Source organism: Methylobacterium sp. J-072 (assembly GCF_022829425.1).
GTDB lineage: Bacteria > Pseudomonadota > Alphaproteobacteria > Rhizobiales > Beijerinckiaceae > Methylobacterium.
Genome location: NZ_JAKSYK010000038.1, coordinates 58,643 through 79,448 on the forward strand (window position 1 = coordinate 58,643; position 20,806 = coordinate 79,448).

A 20,806-nucleotide genomic window follows, 5' to 3' on the forward strand; every position below is an offset into this window, starting at 1 on the left:
GAAAGCAGGCGGCCCGACCCCTGTTGGGGTCACTCGTGTGGATCCGGCGTGATGCCCGACCCGGGTCGGAAAAGCGTCAACATATCATGAGCCGGGGATTGTCCCGCCGCGGCGAGCGTTTGCGATGGACTGTTCACGACCGGATCGGCGATATGGTCGTCAATAAATCATACGCGGGAGGGACGCGCTTGGCACGGGACGTGATCCTGGCGACCGACGGCTTGACGATGGAATTCAAAGGATTCCGGGCCGTCAACGGCGTCAAGCTGGAAGTCGAGCGCGGGACGATCCATGCGCTGATCGGCCCGAACGGCGCCGGCAAGACGACCTGTTTCAATCTGCTGACGAAGTTCCTCATCCCGACCGCCGGCACCATCCGGTACAAGGATCGCGACATCACCGGGATGCGGGCGGCCGACGTGGCGCGGCTCGGCCTGGTGCGGTCCTTCCAGATCTCGGCGGTGTTCCCGCACCTGACGGTGACCGAGAACGTGCGGATCGCGCTCCAGCGCCGGCTCCGGGGCGATTCCTTCGATTTCTGGCGGCCCGAGAAGGTGCTGCGGGCGCTGGACGGCGAGGCCCTGGCGCTCGTCGAGGCGGTCGGCCTGTCCGAGTTCGCCGATTCGCTCGCGGTCGAGCTGTCCTATGGCCGCAAGCGCGCCCTGGAGATCGCCACGACCCTGGCGCTCGATCCCGAGATGCTGCTCCTCGACGAGCCGATGGCCGGCATGGGCCACGAGGACGTGGATCGGACGGCGCAACTGATCCGCCGGGTCTCGAAGGACCGGACCATCCTGATGGTCGAGCACAACCTTTCGGTGGTGGCGTCGCTGTCCGATCGCATCACCGTGCTGGCCCGCGGCCAGGTCCTGGCCGAGGGCGATTACGCCACCGTCTCGAAGGATTCGCGGGTGATCGAGGCCTATATCGGGGCGGGACATGCGTGAGGCGGCCCTGAAGACTCCCGTGCCGGCCGCGGCGACGGATGCGCTCCTCACCGTGCGCGGGCTGGAGGGCTGGTACGGCGAGAGCCACGTCCTCCACGGCATCGATCTCGATGTCCGGGCCGGCGAGGTGATCACGCTGCTCGGCCGCAACGGCGCCGGCAAGACCACGACGCTCCGGGCGATCATCGGCATCCTGGGCAAGCGGGCCGGCTCGATCGTCTATGACGGCGTCGAGACCATCCGGATGGCGTCGCGCAACATCGCCCGGCTCGGCCTTGGCTACGTCCCGGAGGAGCGCGGCATCTTCGCGAGCCTCACGGTCCACGAGAACCTGATGCTGCCGCCCCGGGTGAAGCCCGGCGGGATGACGGTGGCGGAGATCCACACCCTGTTCCCGAACCTAAAGGAACGCGCGGGCAGCCAGGGCACCAAGCTCTCGGGCGGCGAGCAGCAGATGCTCGCCATCGGCCGGATCCTGCGGACCGGCGCCAAGCTGATCCTGCTGGACGAGCCCACGGAAGGTCTCGCCCCGGTCATCGTCCAGCAGATCGGCCGGACGATCCAGCAGTTGAAGTCTCAGGGCTACACCATCGTTCTGGTCGAGCAGAACTTCCGCTTCGCGCAGACTCTGGCCGACCGGCACTTCGTCATCGAGCAGGGCAGGGTGATCGACATGATCCCGAATGCCGAGCTTGACGCCAATATCGACAAGCTTCACGCCTATCTCGGCGTCTGAGGCGGACGACCAATACCTGCTAAGCGCCGGAAAACGGCGTCGGACACTCGGCAGGCGGTGATCCGCTGCGCCGCTGGAGGATAGGAAGACCATGTTCGGACGTCTCATCGGGTCCGTGTCCCTCGCCGCAATCGCCGGTGCCCTGATGATGGGCAGCGCGAGCGCGCAGACGAATGTGAAGATCGGCATCCTGGGCGACCGGTCCGGCGCCTATTCCGACATCAGCGGCGAAGGCTCGGTGGTCGCCGCGAAGCTGGCCGTGGAGGATTTCAAGCCGGCCGAGCACGGGCTGAAGGTCGAGATCGTCTCCGCCGATCACCAGAACAAGCCCGATGTCGGGGCCGGCATCGCCCGGCAATGGTACGACCGTGACGGCGTCGACATGATCACCGACGGCGTCACCTCGTCGGTCGCCCTGGCGATCAGCCAGGTGACCAAGGAGAAGAACAAGGTCTTCATCGATACCGGCGCCGGCACTGCCGACCTCACCGGCCCGCAATGCACGCCGAACACGATCCACTGGGTCTACGACACGGTGGCGCTCGCCAACGGCACCGGCGGCGCCATGGTCAAGCGCGGCGGCACCACCTGGTTCTTCCTCACCGCCGACTACGTGTTCGGCCAGACCCTGCAGCGCGACACCAGCGCGGTGATCAACAAGAATGGCGGCAAGGTCATCGGCTCGGTCAAGACGCCGTTCCCGACCTCGGACTTCTCCTCGTTCCTGCTCCAGGCCCAAGGGTCCGGCGCCAAGGTGATCGGGCTCGCCAATGCCGGCACCGACACGATCAATTCGATCAAGCAGGCCGGTGAGTTCGGCATCACCGAGGGCGGGCAGGCGCTGGCCGGCCTTCTGGTGTTCTCCTCGGACGTGCATTCCCTCGGCACCAAAGTCGCGCAGGGCCTCGTCCTGACCGAGCCGTTCTACTGGGACCTGAACGACCAGACCCGGGCCTTCTCCGACCGGTTCGCCAAGCAGATGAAGGGCAATTCCAAGCCCACCGCCAACCATGCCGGCGTCTATTCGGACGTGCTCCACTACCTCAAGGCGGTGGCCGAGACGAAGTCGACCGCCGACGGCGCCGCCACCGTCGCCAAGATGAAGTCCATGCCCACCGACGACCCGCTGTTCGGCAAGGGCACGATCCGCGCGGACGGGCGCAAGATCCACGACATGTACCTGTTCGAGGTCAAGAAGCCGTCCGAGTCGAAGGGCGAGTGGGATCTCTACACCAAGCTCGACACGATCCCCGGCGACCAGGTCTTTCGCCCGCTCAACGAAGGCAACTGCCCGCTGGTGAAGGGCTGAAGCTGTGGCACCGAGGACGGCCATGAGGGGACCGCGATGACCACGATCTTCGGCGTGCCGACCCAGGCGCTGTTCGGGCAATTGCTGCTCGGCCTGATCAACGGCTCGTTCTACGCGATCCTGTCGCTCGGGCTCGCGATCATCTTCGGGCTGTTGAACATCATCAACTTCGCCCACGGCGCGCTCTACATGATGGGCGCGTTCGTGGCCTGGATGCTGCTGACCTATGTCGGGCTCGGCTATTGGTGGGCGTTGGGCCTCGCCCCGCTGGTGGTGGGGGTGTTCGGGGTCGTGCTGGAGCGGGTGCTGATCGCCCGGCTGTACAAGCTCGACCACCTCTACGGCCTGCTCCTGACCTTCGGGCTGGCCCTGATCATCCAGGGCCTGTTCCGCAATCAGTACGGCGTCTCGGGCCTGCCCTACGCGATCCCGGCGGAGCTGTCGGGCGGTCAGCGCCTACCGTTCATGTTCCTGCCGAACTACCGGGCCTGGGTGGTGGTGGCCTCGCTCACCGTCTGCATCGCCACCTGGCTCGTCATCGAGAAGACCAAGCTCGGCGCCTATCTGCGCGCCGCCACCGAGAACCCGACCCTGGTCCAGGCCTTCGGGGTCAACGTGCCGTTGTTCCTGACCCTGACCTACGGGTTCGGCGTGGCGCTGGCTGGCTTCGCCGGCGTGCTCGCGGCGCCGATCTACTCGGTGAACCCGAACATGGGCGCCGACATCATCATCGTGGTCTTCGCCGTGGTGGTGATCGGCGGCATGGGCTCAATCATCGGCTCGGTGATCACCGGCTTCGCGCTGGGCCTGGTCGAGGGCCTGACCAAGGTGTTCTACCCCGAGGCCTCGGCCACGGTGATCTTCGTGATCATGGTGCTGGTGCTGCTCGTCAAACCCGCCGGCCTGTTCGGGCGCACGGCCTGAGAGAGATCAGAGGCTCGACCCCCATGGCCGACACCGCCGCCATCGACGTCGCCCCGATCGCCGCCGCGCTGCCGACGCGCCGCGACGACAAGGCGCTGCACCGGATGATCTTCGTCGGCATCGCGCTGCTGCTGATCGCGGCGCCGATGGTGCTTTATCCCGTCTACCTGATGAAGGTCCTGTGCTTCGCGCTGTTCGCGCTCGCCTTCAACCTGCTGCTGGGCTACGGCGGCCTGCTCTCGTTCGGCCACGCCGCGTATTTCGGCATGGCGAGCTATCTGTGCGCCTACACGGCCAAAAGCCTCGGTTTCACCCCGGAACTGGCGATCCTGGCGGGCACCGCCACGGCGGCTCTGTTCGGCCTGGTCTTCGGGTCGCTCGCGATCCGCCGCCAGGGCATCTACTTCTCGATGATCACCCTGGCGCTCGCCCAGATGGCGTTCTTCTTCTCGCTGCAGGCCAAGTTCACCGGCGGCGAGGACGGCATCCAGGCTGTGCCGCGTGGGTATCTGTTCGGCGTGTTCAGCCTTGCCGACGACCGGGCGATGTACGGCCTCGTCTGCGTGGTCTTCATGGCCGGGATGCTGCTGATCTACCGGATCATCCACTCGCCGTTCGGGCAGGTTCTGAAGGCGATCCGGGACAACGAGCCCCGGGCGATCTCGCTGGGCTACCGGGCCAACCAGTACAAGCTCGCGGTCTTCGTCCTCTCGGCGACGCTTGCCGGGCTCGCCGGCTCGACCAAGGCGATCGTGTTCCAGCTCGCCTCGCTCACCGACGTCCACTGGTCGATGTCGGGGGAGGTGGTGCTGATGACGCTGGTGGGCGGCATGGGCACGGTGTTCGGGCCGATCGTCGGCGCGCTGGTGATCGTCACCATGGAAACGTACCTGGCGCAGTTCGGCGCCTGGGTGACGATCATCCAGGGCTGCGTCTTCGTGCTCTGCGTGCTGCTGTTCCGGGAGGGTATCGTCGGCCTGATCGCCCGGATCATCCGTAAGCCGCTGTGAGATCCGCCGAGGCGGCCATCGTGCGATCGTTGACGGATCATTAACCACGACAGCTCAACCTGCAGTTCCCAGGCTGACAGGTTTACCCATGACGAAGACCCAGCCACTGAGCATCGACGATCCCGCGGTGGATTGCCCGATTCCGCCCGAAACCGTCGGCCAGTTGATCAAGGCCGACGCCGATACCGCCTCCTACATCCTCGATGGCATCCCGGAGGCGACCCGGGCGCGCCTCGCCGTCTGGCTGTATGGCCGCAGCCACACCCACGAGATCGGCGTGCGCGTCGCGGCCACCTGCGACGGCGCAATCCTGCGCCGCACAGCCGGCCTCGTCGGCAACGCCCTCTACGACGCGTCGCGCCGGCCCTACAAGGCGCCGAGCCACGGCGCCCGGCCGGCTGGCAACCGCGTCAGCCTCGGTGGCTCGGGCCGCCGCGCCTGAGCGCCGCGGCGGCGTGAGCCTCTAGGAGCGCCGCTCCCCCCGGGCTATCGTGGCCCTCGATGTCCACTCTCGCGCCCGTCATCCGCCGCCTGGACCCGATCCTCGTCGACCGCATCGCCGCGGGCGAGGTGGTGGAGCGTCCGGCCTCGGCCGTGAAGGAGCTGGTCGAGAACGCCATCGATGCCGGGGCCCGCACCATCGACGTGGTGGTGGAGAATGGCGGCCGCCGGCTGATCCGGGTGGTCGACGACGGCCGCGGCATGAGCCCGGAGGATCTGACGCTCTGCGTCGAGCGCCACGCCACCTCGAAGCTGCCGGGCGGCGACCTCTCGGCCATCGACACGCTGGGATTCCGCGGCGAGGCGCTGCCCTCGATCGGCGCCGTGTCGCGGCTCGCGATCACCACCCGCCCCGAGGGCGCCGAGGCCGGGGCAAGCCTCACCGTCGAGGCCGGCCTCAAGGGTCCGGTCCGCCCGGCCCCGGCTCAGCGCGGCACCCGGATCGAGGTGACCGAGCTGTTCGCCGCGACGCCGGCACGGCTGAAGTTCCTGAAATCCGACCGGGCCGAGAACGCCGCCATCGCCGAGACCCTGCGGCGGCTCGCCGTCGCCCAGCCCGGGATCCGCTTCACCCTGCGCGCCGATGCCGGCCAGCCGCTGCTGCTGCCGTCCGAGACCGGCCCTGAAGGGGAACTCCGCCGCCTCACCGCCGTGCTGGGCGCGGATTTCGCCGCCAACGCCCTGCCGGTGTCGCTGGCCCGCGAGGGGTTTTCGGTCACCGGCCATGTCGGCCTGCCGACCTATCACCGCGGGGCCGCGGGCTACATCCACCTCGTGGTCAACGGCCGCCCGGTGCGCGACCGGCTGCTCCTCGGCGCGGTGCGCGGCGCCTATGCCGACACCCTGGCCTCCGACCGCCACCCGGTGCTCGGGCTTTCCATCGCCTGCGATCCCGAACTGGTCGACGTCAACGTCCACCCGGCCAAGACCGAGGTCCGGTTCCGCGAGCCTGGTCTGGTGCGGGCGCTGATGGTGAGCGCGATCCACGACGCCCTGCGCCGGGGCGGCGCCCGCTCGGCCACCACCGGCGCCAGCCGGACCCTCGACGCCCTGCGCCCGGCCGGCCCAGCGCTCGCCACCCATACCGGTGCAGCCGCGCCGAGCCTGTTCCGATCGGCCCGGCCGAGCTTCTTCCCCGCGGGCACGCCCTCCGTGGCGGCCCCCTCGGGTTATCGCCGGCCGGAGAGCTGGCGGCCGGCGCCCGAACCCAATGGCGAGCATGCGGAGCCGGTCTTTGAAGAACCTCAAGGCTTCGGCGAGGCGGCCCAGGCCCTGTTCGAGCGCCCGGCGGATGACGCGGCGCCGCCCCAGGCGGATGTCCGTCCTTTGGCCGAGGCGGCCGAGGCCGTCGACCACCCCCTCGGCGCGGCCCGCGCCCAGATCCACGAGACCTACATCCTGGCCCAGACCAGGGACGGCCTGGTGATCGTCGATCAGCACGCCGCCCATGAGCGCCTGGTCTACGAGCGCATGAAGGCGGAGCGGGCCCGGGGCGGTATCGCCCGTCAGGGCCTGCTGATCCCCGACGTGGTCGAGATGAGCCCGGACGCGGCCGAGCGCCTCGTCGCCGCCGCTCCGGATCTCGACCGGCTCGGCCTCACCATCGAGGCCTTCGGGACCGGCGCCGTGCTGGTCCGCGAGGTGCCGGCCGCCCTGCTCGGCGCCTCGATCCGCGACCTCGTCACCGACATCCTCGACGCTCTGGAGGCGAGCGGCGACGAGGAGGGCGGCGCCCCCGCCACCGAGGGCGGCCCGCTGGGCCGGCGCCTCGACGCGGTGCTCTCGCGCATGAGCTGCCACGGCTCGGTCCGCGCCGGGCGGCGCCTGCGTCCGGAGGAGATGAACGCGCTGCTCCGCGAGATGGAGGCGACGCCCAATTCCGGCCAGTGCAACCACGGCCGCCCGACCTCGATCGAGTTGAAGCTCTCCGATATCGAGCGGCTGTTCGGCCGCCGGTGATGGGGCAGTGCGGCTGGCACGAGAGCGCGGCACCTTGAAACTACCGTGCCAATGGCATACCAAAAGCGCTGGGCTCGGAATGCCGTAACCTTTGAATTCCGTGATGACGGCGTCACGGGTGACGACGTCATCACGGTGAAGATGTCAACTCCGGTTGGGGCGCTTCACCTTATGGCCGAAGTCGCCCTTGAGGATGAGGGACGCAGGTTGCGGCTCTTCGGGGTCCACATGCATTCCGAGAGCGGCAGCGGCACGATCGGTCCGGCCAATCTCCGGCGGCTGGCGCGCTGGGCTGTCGAGGAGACCGGCTTCGATGAACTCATCGTTGAGGGAGCGGCTCGCACGTCTGGGGCCCGTCCGGGACATATCCCGCGTCACCTCCGGGTCCCCCGCGGTGATCTCCGTGACCCCGGCCGAGGGCGCGCAGCAGGTCCTGGCGGTCGCCGCGGCGCTCGCCCTGGCAAAGCGCGGGATTAGCCTCCTCCGGGCGAAGCGCGTCGTCGAGGAGGTTCTGTGCAGGGGCTACGCGGTTGTCGAGCTCCCTACCGTCGAGGATGCGGGCGTGCTGGCGGACGATCTCCGCCAAGCCGGATGCAAGGCCGCGGAGGTGAACCGCGGCGCGGTCGATGTCCGGGATCTTCGCGAACGCCTCGGGCTGACGCAGGAGCAGTTTGCCTTACGCTACGGACTCGACGTGTCAGCCATCCGCAACTGGGAGACCGGCCGACGCAAGCCCGATCCGGCAGCGCTCGGCTTTCTCCATATCATTGACCGGATGCCCGAAGAGGTCCGCTCGGCCCTGGAGAAACCGCTCGTCTCCGCCACTTCATAGCCGACGTCGCCTTCAGGCCGGATGCGACGCCAGCCTCCACCTGTCTCACGGTGCCGCCTTATGCGGCGTGCTTTTTCTCGACTGAAGACCCGATACCCCGCCTCTAGCGCATCACCTTCCCTGACCCGCACCGCGCCGCTGCCGGAGCCCGCGACCATGGATTTCACCATCTCCCGCCGCGTCGAGGATTACCGCGCGCGGATCGCGGCCTTCGTAGACGCGCATATCCTGCCGGTGGAGGCGGATCGGTCGGCCTATGACGCGCACGGCAATATCGGCCTCGCCGAGCTGGCCCGTCTGCGCGGGCTCGCTCAGGCGGAAGGGCTGTGGTGCCTCCAACTCAAGCCCGAGACCGGCGGCGCCGGGCTCGACAAGGTCGGCATGGCGGTCTGTTACGAGGCGATGAACCGCTCGATCTTCGGGCCGGTGGTGTTCAACTCCGCCGCCCCCGACGACGGCAACATGATGGTGCTGGAGAAGGTCGCCACCCCGGCCCAGAAGGAGCGGTGGCTCGCCCCGATCGTGCGCGGCGAGGTCCGCTCGGCCTTTGCGATGACCGAGCCGCATCCCGGCGGCGGCTCCGATCCCGGCATGATCCAGACCCGGGCCGAGCGGCGGGGCGACACCTACGTGGTCACCGGCCGCAAATGGTACATCACCGGGGCCGAGGAGGCCGCCCATTTCATCCTGATGGCGCGCACCTCCGACGATGCCCGCAAGGGCCTGACCGCCTTCCTGTTCCACAAGGACCAGCCCGGCTGGGAGATTCTACGCCGGATCCCGATCATGGGTCCGGAGGAGCATGGCGGCCATTGCGAATTGCTGTTCGACGGTCTGGAGATCCCGGCCGAAAACGTCCTGATGAACGAGGGCGACGGCCTCAAGCTGACGCAGATCCGCCTCGGCCCGGCGCGGCTGACCCATTGCATGCGCTGGCTCGGCCTGTCGAAGCGCTGCGTCGAGATCGCCCGGGCCTACGCGGGCGAGCGCCACGGCTTCGGGATCCGGCTCGCCGACCGGGAGAGCATCCAGCTCATGCTCGGCGACCTCGCCATGCGGATCGAGATCGGCCGGCTGCTGGTGATGAAGGCCGCCTGGGCGCTGGACCACGGCAGCTTCGCCCGCAAGGAGGTCTCGATGGCCAAGGTCCACGTCGCCAACCTGATCCACGCGGCGGCCGACATTGCGATCCAGATCAACGGCGCCCGGGGCTACTCCACCGACACGCCGCTCGAGTGGATCTACCGCTACGCCAGGCAGGCCCGGCTGGTGGACGGGGCCGACGAGGTCCACAAGATGGTGCTCAACCGCAATCTCGAGGCCGAGGGCGATGCGTTCTGGACTTGGGGTGTCGAGGGGTGACGGTTGGTCGGGGCGGATGGTTTTCCTCCCGGAATCACATCCAACCCGCCCCCTCATCCTGAGGTGCGTCCGCGCAGCGGACGCCTCGAAGGAGGCCTCCAGAGATCGTGCGGCCGGCTGGAGGGCTCCTTCGAGGCCCAGCGATCTCCGATCGCCGGGCACCTCAGGATGAGGGCGCGATGAGGAGAACCGTGCGTCGGTTCCCGCACGGCTCTCACCAGAACAAATCTAGAACTTCGGTATGGGCGGGGAGGTCCGAAAAAATGATCGATGTCGTGATCACCGGTGCGGTCCGCACCGCGATCGGCACTTTCGGGGGCTCGCTCGCTGCGATTCCGCCGGCCGAGCTGGCGGCCCAATGCGTCGCGGAGGCGCTGAAGCGCTCCGGGACCGCGCCCGAAACCGTCGGCCATGTGGTGCTGGGCCACGTCATCCCGACGGAGCCCCGGGATGCCTATATCGCCCGGGTCGCGGCCATCGAGGGCGGGGTGCCCGAGGCGGTGCCGGCGCTCACGGTCAACCGCCTGTGCGGCAGCGGTCTGCAGGCGATCGTCTCGGCTGCCCAGGCGATCATGCTGGGCGACGCAGACGTCGCGGTGGCCGGCGGCGCCGAGAGCATGAGCCGCTCGCCTCATTTGCTGAAGACCGGCCGGTTCGGCCAGCGCATGGGCGACGCGGCCCTGATGGATTACATGGTCGGCGTGCTCAACGACCCGTTCGGCCACGGCCATATGGGCGTCACGGCCGAGAACGTCGCCGAGCGCTACGGCATCTCCCGAGCCATGCAGGACGACTTCGCGGCCGAGAGCCAGGCACGGGCCGCCCGGGCAATCCGCGAGGGCCGGTTCCGCGAGCAGATTCTGCCGGTCGAAGTCCAGCGCAAGCGCGAGACTGTGGCGTTCGACACCGACGAGCACCCGAAGGCCACCAGCGCCGAGGATCTCGCCAAACTGCGTCCGGCCTTCTCCAAGACCGGCAGCGTCACCGCCGGCAACGCCTCGGGGCTCAACGATGGCGCCGCGATCGTGGTGCTGGCGAGCGCGGCGGCCGCCGAGCGCGACGGGGCGAAACCGCTCGCCCGGATCGTCGGCTACGCCCATGCCGGGGTCGATCCGTCCGAGATGGGCATGGGACCGGTACCGGCCGTGCAGCGTCTGCTAAAACGCACCGGCCTGCGCGCCGCCGATTTCGATGTCATCGAATCGAACGAGGCCTTCGCGGCCCAGGCCTGCGCGGTCTCCCGCGCCCTCGACCTCGACCCGGCCAAGGTCAACGTGAATGGCGGCGCCATCGCGCTCGGCCATCCGCTCGGGGCAACGGGGGCGATCGTCACCGTGAAGGCCCTCTACGAGCTGGACCGGGTCAACGGCCGCTACGGGCTCGTCACCATGTGCATCGGCGGCGGCCAGGGCATCGCCATGGCGATCGAGCGGCTGCACTGAGATGGCGGACCTGTTCGATCTCACCGGCCGGCACGTGCTGGTCACCGGCGCGTCGAGCGGCCTCGGCCGCCACTTCGCCGGCACGCTGGCCAAGGCCGGCGCCCGCCTCTCGCTCGGCGCCCGACGCGCCGACGCCCTGGCCGAAACCGTCGCACGGGTCGAGCATGGCGGCGGCGAGGCGCACGCCGTCGTCATGGACGTGACCGACGCCGCGAGTGTCGAACAGGCGCTCGATGCCGCCGAGGCGCGGTTCGGGCCCGTTTCGGTGCTCATCAACAACGCCGGCGTCACCGCCACGAAGCCGGCCCTCGACTTGGATGAAGCCGACTGGGACTTCGTGCTCGACACGAATCTGAAGGGCGTCTGGCTCGTCGCGCAGGCGACCGGGCGGCGCATGGTCCGGCACGGGGCGGGCGGCAGCATCGTCAACATCGCCTCGATCCTGGGCTTGCGCGTCACCGGCGGGCTCGCGCCCTACGCCGCCTCGAAGGCCGGGGTGGTGCAACTCACGAAAAGCCTGGCGCTCGAATGGGCCCGCCACGGAATTCGGGTGAACGCCTTGGCCCCGGGCTACATCGCCACCGAGCTGAACGACGCGTTCTTCGACTCCGAGCCCGGCAAGGCGCTGATCAAGCGCGTGCCGCAGCGCCGGCTGGGCGCGGCCTCGGAACTCGACGGCCCACTGCTGTTGCTAGCGTCGGAGGCGGGCTCGTACATGACCGGCAGCGTCGTCGCGGTCGATGGCGGCCACCTCGTGTCGGGACTCTAGCCGATGGAACAGACGCGGCTGCGCGACTGGATCGCCGGGCATCTCGGCCATCCCGACCTCACCATCGAAGAGATCCGCCCGCTGGGCGGTGGCTCGATCCAGGAAAACCGGCTGGTCCGCTGCCGGATCGGCGATACCGCGCGGGCCTTCGTGCTGCGCATGGACGCCGCCGCGACCATCGCGTCGAGTCGGTCCCGGGCGGAGGAATTCCGCATCCTCGAAACGGTCTGGCAGGCGGGCGTGCGGGTGCCGGAGCCGGTCGGATTCTGCGACGATCCGGCGGTTCTCGGTTCGCCCTTCGCGCTGATGGGCCTCGTCGAGGGCGTCGGCCTCGGGCCGCGCATCGCCAAGGACCTGTCCCTCGGCGGCGACCGGGAGGTCCTGGCCGAGACGCTCGGCCGGGAGCTGGCCCGGATCCACGGCGCCGTCGATCCGCGGGAGCCTCCCGCTGCGCTCGCCTTTCTGGGTGAGCCCGAGAAGCAGCCGGCGCTCGCCGAGATCGCCCGTCTGCGCGCCAGCCTCGACGGGATCGGCGCTCAGCGCCCGGCGATCGAATGGGGGCTGCGCTGGGGCGAGGTCCGGGCGCCGGACTGCCCGGCGCCGGCCCTGGTGCACCGGGATTTCCGCACCGGCAACTACATGGTGGATGAATCCGGGCTCACCGCGATCCTCGATTGGGAATTCGCGGGCTGGGGCGACCCCGCGCAGGATCTCGGCTGGTTCTGCGCCGCCTGCTGGCGCTTCGGCCGGCCGGATCTCGAGGCCGGCGGCATCGGGTCCCGGGCGGCGTTCTATCGGGGCTACACGGAGGAAAGTGGCTGGACCATCGATCCCGAGAGCGTCGCCTACTGGGAGGTGCTGGCGCATCTGCGCTGGGCGGTGATCGCCCTGGAACAGGGCGCCCGCCACGTCTCCGGCCGGGAGTTTTCCCTGGAGCTGGCGCTCACCGGCCGGATGGTGCCCGAGCTGGAACGCACGATCCTGCGGGCGACCGCCCCGGAGCATTGGAGCTGAGCATGCAGGACGAACCCTCCGGCGCCGCCCTCCTCGACGCCGCCCGCCGGGCGCTCACGGAAGAAGTCGTGCCCGGTCTCACCGGCCGGCCACGCTACGTCGCCCTGATGGTCGCCAACGCCATCGGCATCGCCGCGCGGGAGATCGCGCAGGCGGACCGGCTCGGCGAGACCAGCGCGCGGCTCCTCGGTGGCACGGGCGATGATGGGCTGGACGATCTGGTCCGGGCGATCCGAACCGGCGCGCGCGATGCCGATCCGGAGCTGCACGCGGCCCTCAGCGCCGCCGCGGAGGCCGCAGCTGATATCTGGAAGCCGTCGAAGCCCGGAGCGTGACGCTCAAACCCGGGGACATCCAATTCACCCCCCCCTCATCCTGAGGCGGCGCAGCGAAGCGGAGCCCTCGAAGGAGGCTTCCAGCCGGCCGCGCGATCCCTGGAGGGCTCCTTCGAGGCCCGCTGGCGCGGGCGCCTCAGGATGAGGGGGTGGGTGGGATGGCCGGCGTCAGACCGGGTCCGACAGCGCCCGGGCCTGCTCGCGCAGGACGAATTTCTGGATCTTGCCGGTCGAGGTTTTTGGCAGCGGGCCGAACACCACGGTCTTGGGCACCTTGAACCGGGCCATCCGCTCCCGGCAGAAATCGATCAGCTCCCGATCGGTGAGGCTGCCCGCGCCGGGCTTGATCTCCAGGAACGCGCAGGGGCTCTCGCCCCAGGTGGCGTCCGGGCGCGCCACCACGGCCGCCAACATCACCGCGGGATGGCGCATCAGCACCTCCTCGACTTCCAGGCTGGAGATGTTCTCCCCGCCCGAGATGATGATGTCCTTGGCCCGGTCCTTGATTTCGACGGCGCCATCGGGGTGCCAGACCGCAAGGTCGCCGGTGCGGTACCAGCCGCCGGCGAGCGCCCGCGCGGTGGCGTCGGGATTGCCGAGATAGCCCTTCATCACGGTGTTGCCGCGCAGGCAGATCTCGCCGACCGTCAGGCCGTCCTGCGGCACCGGCCGGTCGGTGTCCGGATCGACAACGACCACGCCCTCCAGGGTCGCGAGCGCCACGCCCTGCCGGGCCATCCGGGCGTAACGGTCGTCGTCCGGCAGGTCGGCCCAATCGGGCTGCTCCAGGCAGACGGTGGCCGGGCCGTAGCTTTCGGTGGCGCCGTAGAGATGCGTCACCTGGAAGCCCAGTTCCTCCATGGTGCGGATGATCGTCGAGGACGGCGCCGCCCCGCCCACCGCGCAACGCACCCGCTGCCGGAACGGCACGCGGTCCGAGGCCGGGGCGTGGGCGATCATCGAGAGCACGATCGGTGCGCCGCACAGATGCGTCACGCCGTGCTCGGCGATCAGCGCAAAAATCGCCGCCGGCTCGACCTTGCGCAGGCAGATCTGGGTCGCACAGGCGGCGACGCTCGCCCAGGGGTAGGACCAGCCGCTGCAATGGAACATCGGCAGCGTCCAGAGATAGGCGCTCTCGGCGGTGAGCCCGAAGGTGACGGCGTTGCCGAGCGCCTGCAGATAGGCGCCGCGATGACTGTAGACCGCGCCCTTCGGATCGCCAGTGGTGCCCGACGTGTAGAGCAAGCAGAGCGACTGCCATTCGTCCCTGGGGCCGGGCCAGGCATAGTCCGGGTCGCCCTCGGCGAGCAGGGTCTCATAGGGAATCGCGCCGGCGATGCCGGTGACACCGATCTCCACCACTAGGATCGGCCGCGCGCGATCGGCAAGGGCCCGGGCGGCAAGCGCCCCGTACTCGGCCTCGACGATCAGCACCTGGGCGCCGCCATGATCGAGGGAGAAGGCGATGGTCGCCGGGTCGAGGCGGGTGTTGAGCGGATTCAGCACGGCGCCGAGCATCGGCACGGCGAAATGCGCCTCGATCATCTCGGCGACGTTCGGCGCCAGGATCGCCACCGTGTCGAGGCGCCCGATCCCGCGCCGTGCCAGCCCGGAGGCGAAGCGGCGGCAGCGCCCGTACAGCTCGGCATAGGTCAGGCGCCGCGCCCCGTCGACGACGGCGATCCGCGCGCCCACGGAGGCGGCGGCCCGAGCCAGCAGGCTGACCGGCGTCAGCGGGACGTAGTTCGCCGGCGTTTGGTCGAGCCCCGTCTCGAACGGATGACGGTCGAATTCCCGGGCGCCCGCGCGGGTCGGATCTGTCTCCGTCATCGGTGTGCCTTCTGATCGGGCGGCTGGCGTGGCGTGCGCTCGGCCCTGAGATGACGTCGCGTCCCTCCGGACTGTCAATCGGCGCGCCGGTTACAGGCGGGCTCGGTCATCACACCGCCGCACGGATGTCGAAACCTGTCGAGACGATCCAGGCTCTGTCACGCGGCGGCGGTTGACGACGGAGCCGCCCTGGCGGAATGCGGTTGAGGACGTTCGACGCGCGGGAGAGGCTTGTGAAGGACGACAACCTGCCGATGGTCCCGCCACAGGCTGGACGCGAGATCGCCGAGGGCAGCCTGGCGCGGGTCCGCGAAGCCTATGAACACTTCGCCGAAGCCGGCGAGATGGCGTTGAACGCCTTCGAGACCTCCCTGGCGCAGAGCTTCGATGGCTGGCGCTCGGTGATGGGCTCGAGCCGCGAGACGGCGCACCAGCTCTCCGACAGCAATGTCGCCGGCGCCCGCAAGATGCGCGAGCAGTGGGACGCCGTTGGCGCGCGGCTCTACAACGCGTTCGAGGACAATGCCGGACACGCCATGGCGGCGATGCGCGAGATCGGGCACCGGATGCTGGTCGCCTCGGACACCAATGTCCGCGCCTCCCTGGACTTCGCCGAACGCCTGACGAAGGCGGCCGACGCCCGCGAGGTGGCGGCCTTGCACGTCACCTTCATGCAGGAGCAGTCGCGCCGCCTGACCGACCAGATGGTCGACCTCCACCAGACCACCAGCCGCCTCGCCCGCGAAGCCGCTGCCCGCACGGAAACCCCGTGACCGCGCTCTCCGCTGAGCGGGTCGCGGAGTCCGCACCGGAGCCGATGCCGCGCCTGGACGATCTCAGCCGCGCCGACGCGCCGTTCCGGACCGGCCATTTCGCCGCCTACGCGCCGCACGACTTCCACCGCATCGCCTATGTCGAATGGGGCGATCCGGACAGCCCCCACGTCGTCGTCTGCGTCCACGGCCTGAGCCGGCAGGGCCGGGATTTCGATCCGCTCGGATACAAGCTGGCCAAGATGGGCTACCGGGTCGTCTGCCCCGATCTGCCCGGGCGGGGGTTGAGCGGCTGGCTCAAGGACCCGGAACTCTACGGCCTGCCCCAGTATGCCGCCGACATGGCGGCCCTGATCGGGCACCTGCGGATCAGCGGCAAGATCGACTGGGTCGGCACCTCGCTCGGCGGTCTCACCGGCATGGTGCTGGCAGCCTCCGCCAACACGCCGATCCGCCGGATGGTGATCAACGATATCGGGCCGTTCCTGCCCTGGGCGCCGATCCGCCATATCGGGACGCGGCTGCGCGACGCCCCGCGGCTGCACCACAACCTGGCCTCCGGCGAGTCGCGTCTCCGGACCGTGCTGTCGGCCTTCGGGCCGCTCACGGACGAGCAGTGGCGCCACATCGCCAAGCACAGCTTCTTCCCGGAGCCCAATGGCGGCTGGCGCCCGCACTACGATCCGGGCATCGGCGACGCCTTCCGGCCGGGGCGGGTCTACAGCGTCAGCATGTGGCGCGACTGGGACGCGATCACCTGCCCGGTCCTGCTGCTGCGCGGCGCGCACTCGGAACTGCTCCTCGCCTCCACCGCCGACGAGATGACCCGGCGCGGCCCGCCCACCGAGCGGATCGAAATCCCCGATTGCGGCCACGCCCCCGCTCTGCTCGACGACGCGCAACTCCGCATCGTCACCGACTGGCTCGGCCCAGCCGCCTGATCGGCAAGCCTCCGCATCGGCAAAGCTCGGCACCGGCAGGGCTCGACATCGGAAAGACTCTGCGCGGATCAGATCAGGATCGATCCGAGGTTCGAAAGTCCAGGCGAGGCCGAATCATTTGTGCAGCAGGCAATCGTGCGAACGCGATCGTTGCCGGAAAGTCCCAGCGTGCGTAGTGCGGACCGTCAAAATTGATCCACCGGCGATCTGTGTGCCGATCGCCTTGGCGCGAGCGCAAAACCCAGGCGGCTATGTTCGCCCTGCATGATCATGCAAGCGTGACCATTCGTTGCACACTGGGCTGCACTGTGGCACTAACAGGTGTCACGTCTGGACCTTGGCCGCGTGATGTTGCACCTGTCGGTTGTGAGCGTCGGCCAGGGTCCGCACGACCACGTCTGCGCAACCTGAAGAAGTTCGGACTTCCAACCATGTCCAACCCCACCCCCAAGCCGAAGCAGACCACGGCCATCGATCACGGGGTCGGCAGCCGCATCGCGTTCCTGCGCGCGGCTAACGGGCTGAGCCAATCCGCCCTCGCGAGCGCTTTGGGCGTCAGCTTCCAGCAGGTTCAGAAGTACGAGACCGGCAAGAACCGCGTCGGCGCCGGGCGCCTCCAGGCGATCGCCGAGCGGCTCGGCGTGCCGGTGGCGAGCTTCTTCGAGCCCGAGCCCGAGGCCGCCACCGAGAACGGCCCGGCGCTGCTGCGCGTGGCCGGGGCTGTGGAACTGCTTCGCGCCTACAATCAGATCACCGACGACCAGATGCGCCGGGACGTGATCGCGCTGGTGAAGTCCGCGGCCCGCATCGGCCACGGCACCGCCGACATCGCCGCGCAGCAGCGGTCCGCGACCAACGGCGCTGCCGTACCGTCGGCCTGAGACGGTGGCCGGGGCCGGTTGACCGGCTCCGCCAAACAGCCCACCGCGTCTCGCGAACCGGATTCGGGAGACGCCGGCGATGGCCGCGACACTGCTGACGAACCTGTTCGCCGATCTCGCCTCGACGCGTCCGAGGAGATCGTCACGGTGCTGTATGCGGCGCCGGGCCTGCGGATCGAGCGCATCGTCTCGACCGGGCAGGCGAGCCCTCCGGGCTTCTACGACGACCAGCCGCAGGCAGAATGGGTGGCGGTGCTGGCCGGGTCCGCCGAGCTGCGCTTCGCCGACGAGCCGACAGGGCGCCTGCTCACCGCCGGCGACACAGTCCTGATCGAGCCCCATCGCCGTCATCGGGTCGAGCGCACCGATTCGCCGACGATCTGGCTCGCGATCCATGTCGGGCCGGAAGTCGGAACGGACGAGACGCCGTGAACCCCGTTCAGCCGGCGAAGCGCGCCACCGCCACCGCAGTGTCGCCGTAGACGCGCCGCTCCAGCGGAGCAAAGCCCTCGGGCCAAGCGAGCTGCACGCCCTCGGCCTCCTCCACCACCGCCAGGGCGCCCGGTGCCAGCCAACCCCCTTCGGCCGCGCTCGCCAGCGCCAGGGGCGCCAGCCCGCGATTGTAGGGCGGATCGCAGAAGACCAGGGAGAACGGCGCCGTGGTGCCGGCCGGCCCGAGGCGCGTCGCGTCCCGCCGGAACAGCCGGGTCACGCCCTCGGCGCCGAACGCTTCGATATTGGAGCGAATCACCGCGCGGGCCTCGGCGCCCTCATCGACCAGGAGCGCGTAGGTGGCGCCCCGTGACAGGGCCTCGAAACCCAGCGCGCCGGTGCCGGCGAACAGGTCGAGGACCCGCGCGCCGGTAACAACTTCGTCATAGGCGTGCGTCAGCACGTTGAACAGCGACTCGCGAAGCCGGTCCGACGTCGGCCGGATCGCGTCGGTGCGCGGGGTCGCGAGCTTCCGGCCGCGCCAGGCGCCGCCGACGATCCTCATCGGGCGCGCGGCGGACGCCCACCGCCGCCGCCGCCGCCGCCACCGCCGCCGGGTCTCGCGCCGCCGGGCTTGCCGCCACCCTTGAAGCCGCCGGGACGGCCACCCGGCTTGGCGCCGGGACCTTTCCCGGCGAAGCCGCTGGCGCTCTTGCCCGCAAAACCACCGGGCCTGCCGCCGGGACGCGCTCCGCCCCCGGGCTTCGGGCCGCCGAAGGCCGGCTTGCCTCCGCCGCCGGACCGCTCACCGCGGAAGCCGCTCTGGCCGCGCGGTGCGCCCTCGCCGGACCGCTCACCACGAAAACCGCTCTGGCCGCGCGGCGCGCCCTCGCCGGATCCAGCGCCGTAGGGCCGATCTCCGCGCCCGCCCGGCCGCGCATCACGGCGGTCGTCCCGGCGCGCCTCATCCCGTGGGCCGGACGCACCCCGGGCTGATTCGCGCGGCCCCGAACGGTCGCCGTAGCTCGGACGGTCACCCGCGCCCCGGTCGCCCCGCGGCGACGCTCCGCGGTTGCCCCAGCTCTCGCGATCCGGACGGCCCGCTACACTCCGTTGGCCGCCCTCGGGCGCGCCGCGGTCGGCGTAGCGGCGGCGCGGCTTCTCTTCCACGGCCGGCGCGGCCGGGCTCGCCGACAGGCGTTCAACCACGACCCGGCGATCGCCCTTCTGGAACGACCCGACCCGCTCATGGCCGCGCTCGGCCGCAGCCGCCTGCGACGCGCGCGGATCCGCGCCCCGGCGCGGGACGCGGGCGGCGTGCGGCTTGCCGGAATCCTCGTCGGCCCGCCAAGCCGATTTGCGCGGGCCGGACCCGGCCCCGCCGGTGGAGACCCGGGGCGCCGGCGCGGGCCGCGCAGCGTTTCGGCCGGCGGACGGCGCCCGTTCGGACTTTTCAGCCTTCTTGGGGCTGCCGAAGGCGCCGATCGGCTCGCGCACCGGGCTCTCGAAATCGACCCCGGCCTGTTCGGCCAGCGCCTTGCCGAGCTGATCCTTCAGCACGCGCATGCGCACCTCCTCGACCAGGCCGACTTCCAGATCGCCGAGCTGGAACGGGCCGAAGGACAGCCGGATCAGCCGGTTCACCGACAGGCCGAGATGCTCGAGGATGCGCTTGACCTCGCGGTTCTTGCCCTCGCGCAACCCGAGCGTCAGCCAGAGATTGTCGCCTTGCACCCGGTCCAGGGTCGCGTCGATGGGGCCGTATTCCATCCCGTCGATGGTCACGCCCTTGGCGAGGGTGTCGAGTTGGGCCTGATCGGTGTCGCCGTGGGCACGGACGCGGTAGCGGCGCAGCCAACCGGTATCGGGATGGGCGATCACCTTGGCGAGGCCGCCATCATTGGTGAGGAGCAGAAGCCCCTCGGTATTGATGTCGAGGCGGCCGACCGCGACCACCCGGGGCAGGTCCTCGGGCAGGACCTCGAAGACCGTCTGGCGGCCTTCCGGGTCGCGGGCGGTGGTCACGAGGCCGCGCGGCTTGTGAAAGATCCACAGGCGGCTGCGCTCGCGCGCCGGCATGCGCTCGCCGTCGATCAGGATCGTGTCGTCGTCGGTGACGTTGCGGGCCGGCGAGGTCAGGGTCTCGCCGTTGACGCTCACGCGTCCGGCCAGGATCATCGCTTCGGCGTCACGCCGTGAGGCGATGCCGGCCCGGGCCATCGCCTTGGCGATACGCTCGCCCGGCGGGGTCGGGGCGTCGGGCTCGTCTGCGACCGGCTCGGCCGTCGCTTTTCGAGGCGGGCTCGCCGCGGAAGGGTCTTCGGGCTTCGTCTCGGATTCGCTGCCCACATCGGTGGCGGGCTTCCAGCGCTCGGTTCGCGTGGTCTCGGTGTCCGGCTGGGCGGGCGCCCCCGGGACATCGTCTTTCGGCAAGTCACTCATGCGCCGGCCTTACCAGAGCCGGCCCGGACAGGCGAGACGGGTTGAGCCGCGGCAAAGGAATATGCGCTCAGCCCAACAAAACGGGGCGGCCCGAATGGACCGCCCCCGATCCTACGCCGTCAGGCGCGTCGTCAGAGCCTGGGGGAGCGCCCGCGCATCACGCCGAACACGGCGGAGACGAGGAACAGGGCGATCGCCACGAAGAACACGATCTTGGCCGCCTCGATGGCGGTACCGGCGATGCCGCCGAAGCCCAGGAGCGCCGCCACGAGAGCGACGACGAGAAACGTGATAGCCCAACCGATCATGGCAACCTCACGAAAGTCACGCGGTTCGGGATCGGAACCCGCCGCGGGCGGATCCC

The 20,806-nt window shown here is 69.9% G+C and carries 21 protein-coding genes; 17 read left to right on the forward strand and 4 right to left on the reverse strand.

Annotated features, from left to right (window positions below; all coding sequences use genetic code 11):
- The first annotated feature begins 188 nt into the window (after window positions 1-188).
- The 13 genes from MKK67_RS03480 (at window position 189) to MKK67_RS03540 (ending at window position 13,140) form a co-directional block, all read left to right on the forward strand.
- Window positions 189-947: an ABC transporter ATP-binding protein gene (locus MKK67_RS03480; protein ID WP_243962246.1), complete on the forward strand. Its 759-nt coding sequence runs from the start codon at window positions 189-191 to the stop codon at window positions 945-947.
- Window positions 940-1,683, forward strand: a complete 744-nt coding sequence (locus tag MKK67_RS03485) for an ABC transporter ATP-binding protein (RefSeq protein WP_243962247.1) — start codon at window positions 940-942, stop codon at window positions 1,681-1,683. The genes MKK67_RS03480 and MKK67_RS03485 overlap by 8 nt, the downstream gene beginning before the upstream one ends.
- A gap of 91 nt (window positions 1,684-1,774) precedes the next feature.
- Entirely contained in the window at window positions 1,775-2,992 is a 1,218-nt protein-coding gene (locus MKK67_RS03490; protein ID WP_243962248.1) for an ABC transporter substrate-binding protein, read from the forward strand.
- Between the two features lie 36 nt (window positions 2,993-3,028).
- Window positions 3,029-3,916 (forward strand): branched-chain amino acid ABC transporter permease, encoded by an 888-nt coding sequence (locus MKK67_RS03495; protein WP_243962249.1) that lies wholly within the window; start codon window positions 3,029-3,031, stop codon window positions 3,914-3,916.
- Between the two features lie 23 nt (window positions 3,917-3,939).
- Complete coding sequence (locus tag MKK67_RS03500; protein WP_243962250.1) at window positions 3,940-4,926, forward strand: branched-chain amino acid ABC transporter permease; 987 nt, start codon at window positions 3,940-3,942, stop codon at window positions 4,924-4,926.
- Window positions 4,927-5,014: 88 nt separating this feature from the next.
- Complete coding sequence (locus MKK67_RS03505; protein ID WP_243962251.1) at window positions 5,015-5,368, forward strand: hypothetical protein; 354 nt, start codon at window positions 5,015-5,017, stop codon at window positions 5,366-5,368.
- A gap of 59 nt (window positions 5,369-5,427) precedes the next feature.
- A complete protein-coding gene (gene mutL, locus MKK67_RS03510; RefSeq protein ID WP_243962252.1) occupies window positions 5,428-7,386 on the forward strand; it encodes a DNA mismatch repair endonuclease MutL in 1,959 nt (652 codons plus the stop codon).
- Between the two features lie 403 nt (window positions 7,387-7,789).
- Window positions 7,790-8,218 (forward strand): helix-turn-helix domain-containing protein, encoded by a 429-nt coding sequence (locus MKK67_RS03515; protein ID WP_243962253.1) that lies wholly within the window; start codon window positions 7,790-7,792, stop codon window positions 8,216-8,218.
- A 156-nt stretch (window positions 8,219-8,374) separates the two neighbouring features.
- Window positions 8,375-9,580: an acyl-CoA dehydrogenase family protein gene (locus tag MKK67_RS03520; protein WP_243962254.1), complete on the forward strand. Its 1,206-nt coding sequence runs from the start codon at window positions 8,375-8,377 to the stop codon at window positions 9,578-9,580.
- A 263-nt stretch (window positions 9,581-9,843) separates the two neighbouring features.
- Window positions 9,844-11,022: an acetyl-CoA C-acyltransferase family protein gene (locus MKK67_RS03525; RefSeq protein WP_243962255.1), complete on the forward strand. Its 1,179-nt coding sequence runs from the start codon at window positions 9,844-9,846 to the stop codon at window positions 11,020-11,022.
- A gap of 1 nt (window position 11,023) precedes the next feature.
- Window positions 11,024-11,791, forward strand: coding sequence for an SDR family NAD(P)-dependent oxidoreductase (locus MKK67_RS03530; protein ID WP_243962256.1), 768 nt, complete (start codon window positions 11,024-11,026; stop codon window positions 11,789-11,791).
- Window positions 11,792-11,794: 3 nt separating this feature from the next.
- A complete protein-coding gene (locus MKK67_RS03535) occupies window positions 11,795-12,805 on the forward strand; it encodes a phosphotransferase family protein (protein ID WP_243962257.1) in 1,011 nt (336 codons plus the stop codon).
- 2 nt (window positions 12,806-12,807) lie between these two features.
- The gene (locus MKK67_RS03540) at window positions 12,808-13,140 is read left to right on the forward strand and encodes a DUF6285 domain-containing protein (RefSeq protein ID WP_243962258.1); all 333 of its coding nucleotides are present in this window, start codon (window positions 12,808-12,810) and stop codon (window positions 13,138-13,140) included.
- Between the two features lie 168 nt (window positions 13,141-13,308).
- On the opposite strand, the gene MKK67_RS03545 is transcribed toward MKK67_RS03540, so the two are convergent.
- Window positions 13,309-14,973: an AMP-binding protein gene (locus MKK67_RS03545; protein ID WP_243962259.1), complete on the reverse strand. Its 1,665-nt coding sequence runs from the start codon at window positions 14,971-14,973 to the stop codon at window positions 13,309-13,311.
- A 233-nt stretch (window positions 14,974-15,206) separates the two neighbouring features.
- Here MKK67_RS03545 and MKK67_RS03550 point away from each other — a divergent pair, with 233 nt between their 5' ends.
- The 4 genes from MKK67_RS03550 to MKK67_RS03565 all read left to right on the forward strand — a co-directional run bounded on the left by MKK67_RS03550 (window position 15,207) and on the right by MKK67_RS03565 (window position 18,000).
- Window positions 15,207-15,746 carry a phasin family protein gene (locus MKK67_RS03550; protein WP_243962260.1) on the forward strand — a complete coding sequence of 180 codons (540 nt, stop codon included), beginning with the start codon at window positions 15,207-15,209 and terminating at the stop codon, window positions 15,744-15,746.
- The gene (locus MKK67_RS03555; protein ID WP_243962261.1) at window positions 15,743-16,687 is read left to right on the forward strand and encodes an alpha/beta fold hydrolase; all 945 of its coding nucleotides are present in this window, start codon (window positions 15,743-15,745) and stop codon (window positions 16,685-16,687) included. Before MKK67_RS03550 ends, MKK67_RS03555 begins: the two co-directional genes overlap by 4 nt.
- 431 nt (window positions 16,688-17,118) lie before the next feature.
- Entirely contained in the window at window positions 17,119-17,568 is a 450-nt protein-coding gene (locus MKK67_RS03560) for a helix-turn-helix domain-containing protein (protein ID WP_243962262.1), read from the forward strand.
- Window positions 17,569-17,715: 147 nt separating this feature from the next.
- Window positions 17,716-18,000 (forward strand): cupin domain-containing protein, encoded by a 285-nt coding sequence (locus MKK67_RS03565; protein WP_409568363.1) that lies wholly within the window; start codon window positions 17,716-17,718, stop codon window positions 17,998-18,000.
- A 7-nt stretch (window positions 18,001-18,007) separates the two neighbouring features.
- Here MKK67_RS03565 and rsmD read toward each other — a convergent pair whose 3' ends face one another.
- The 3 genes from rsmD to MKK67_RS03580 all read right to left on the reverse strand — a co-directional run bounded on the left by rsmD (window position 18,008) and on the right by MKK67_RS03580 (window position 20,750).
- Window positions 18,008-18,565, reverse strand: coding sequence for a 16S rRNA (guanine(966)-N(2))-methyltransferase RsmD (gene rsmD, locus MKK67_RS03570; protein WP_243962263.1), 558 nt, complete (start codon window positions 18,563-18,565; stop codon window positions 18,008-18,010).
- Window positions 18,562-20,442, reverse strand: a complete 1,881-nt coding sequence (locus MKK67_RS03575; RefSeq protein ID WP_243962264.1) for a pseudouridine synthase — start codon at window positions 20,440-20,442, stop codon at window positions 18,562-18,564. Before MKK67_RS03575 ends, rsmD begins: the two co-directional genes overlap by 4 nt.
- A 131-nt stretch (window positions 20,443-20,573) precedes the next feature.
- The gene (locus MKK67_RS03580; RefSeq protein ID WP_092039708.1) at window positions 20,574-20,750 is read right to left on the reverse strand and encodes a DUF1328 domain-containing protein; all 177 of its coding nucleotides are present in this window, start codon (window positions 20,748-20,750) and stop codon (window positions 20,574-20,576) included.
- Between the last annotated feature and the right edge of the window lie 56 nt (window positions 20,751-20,806).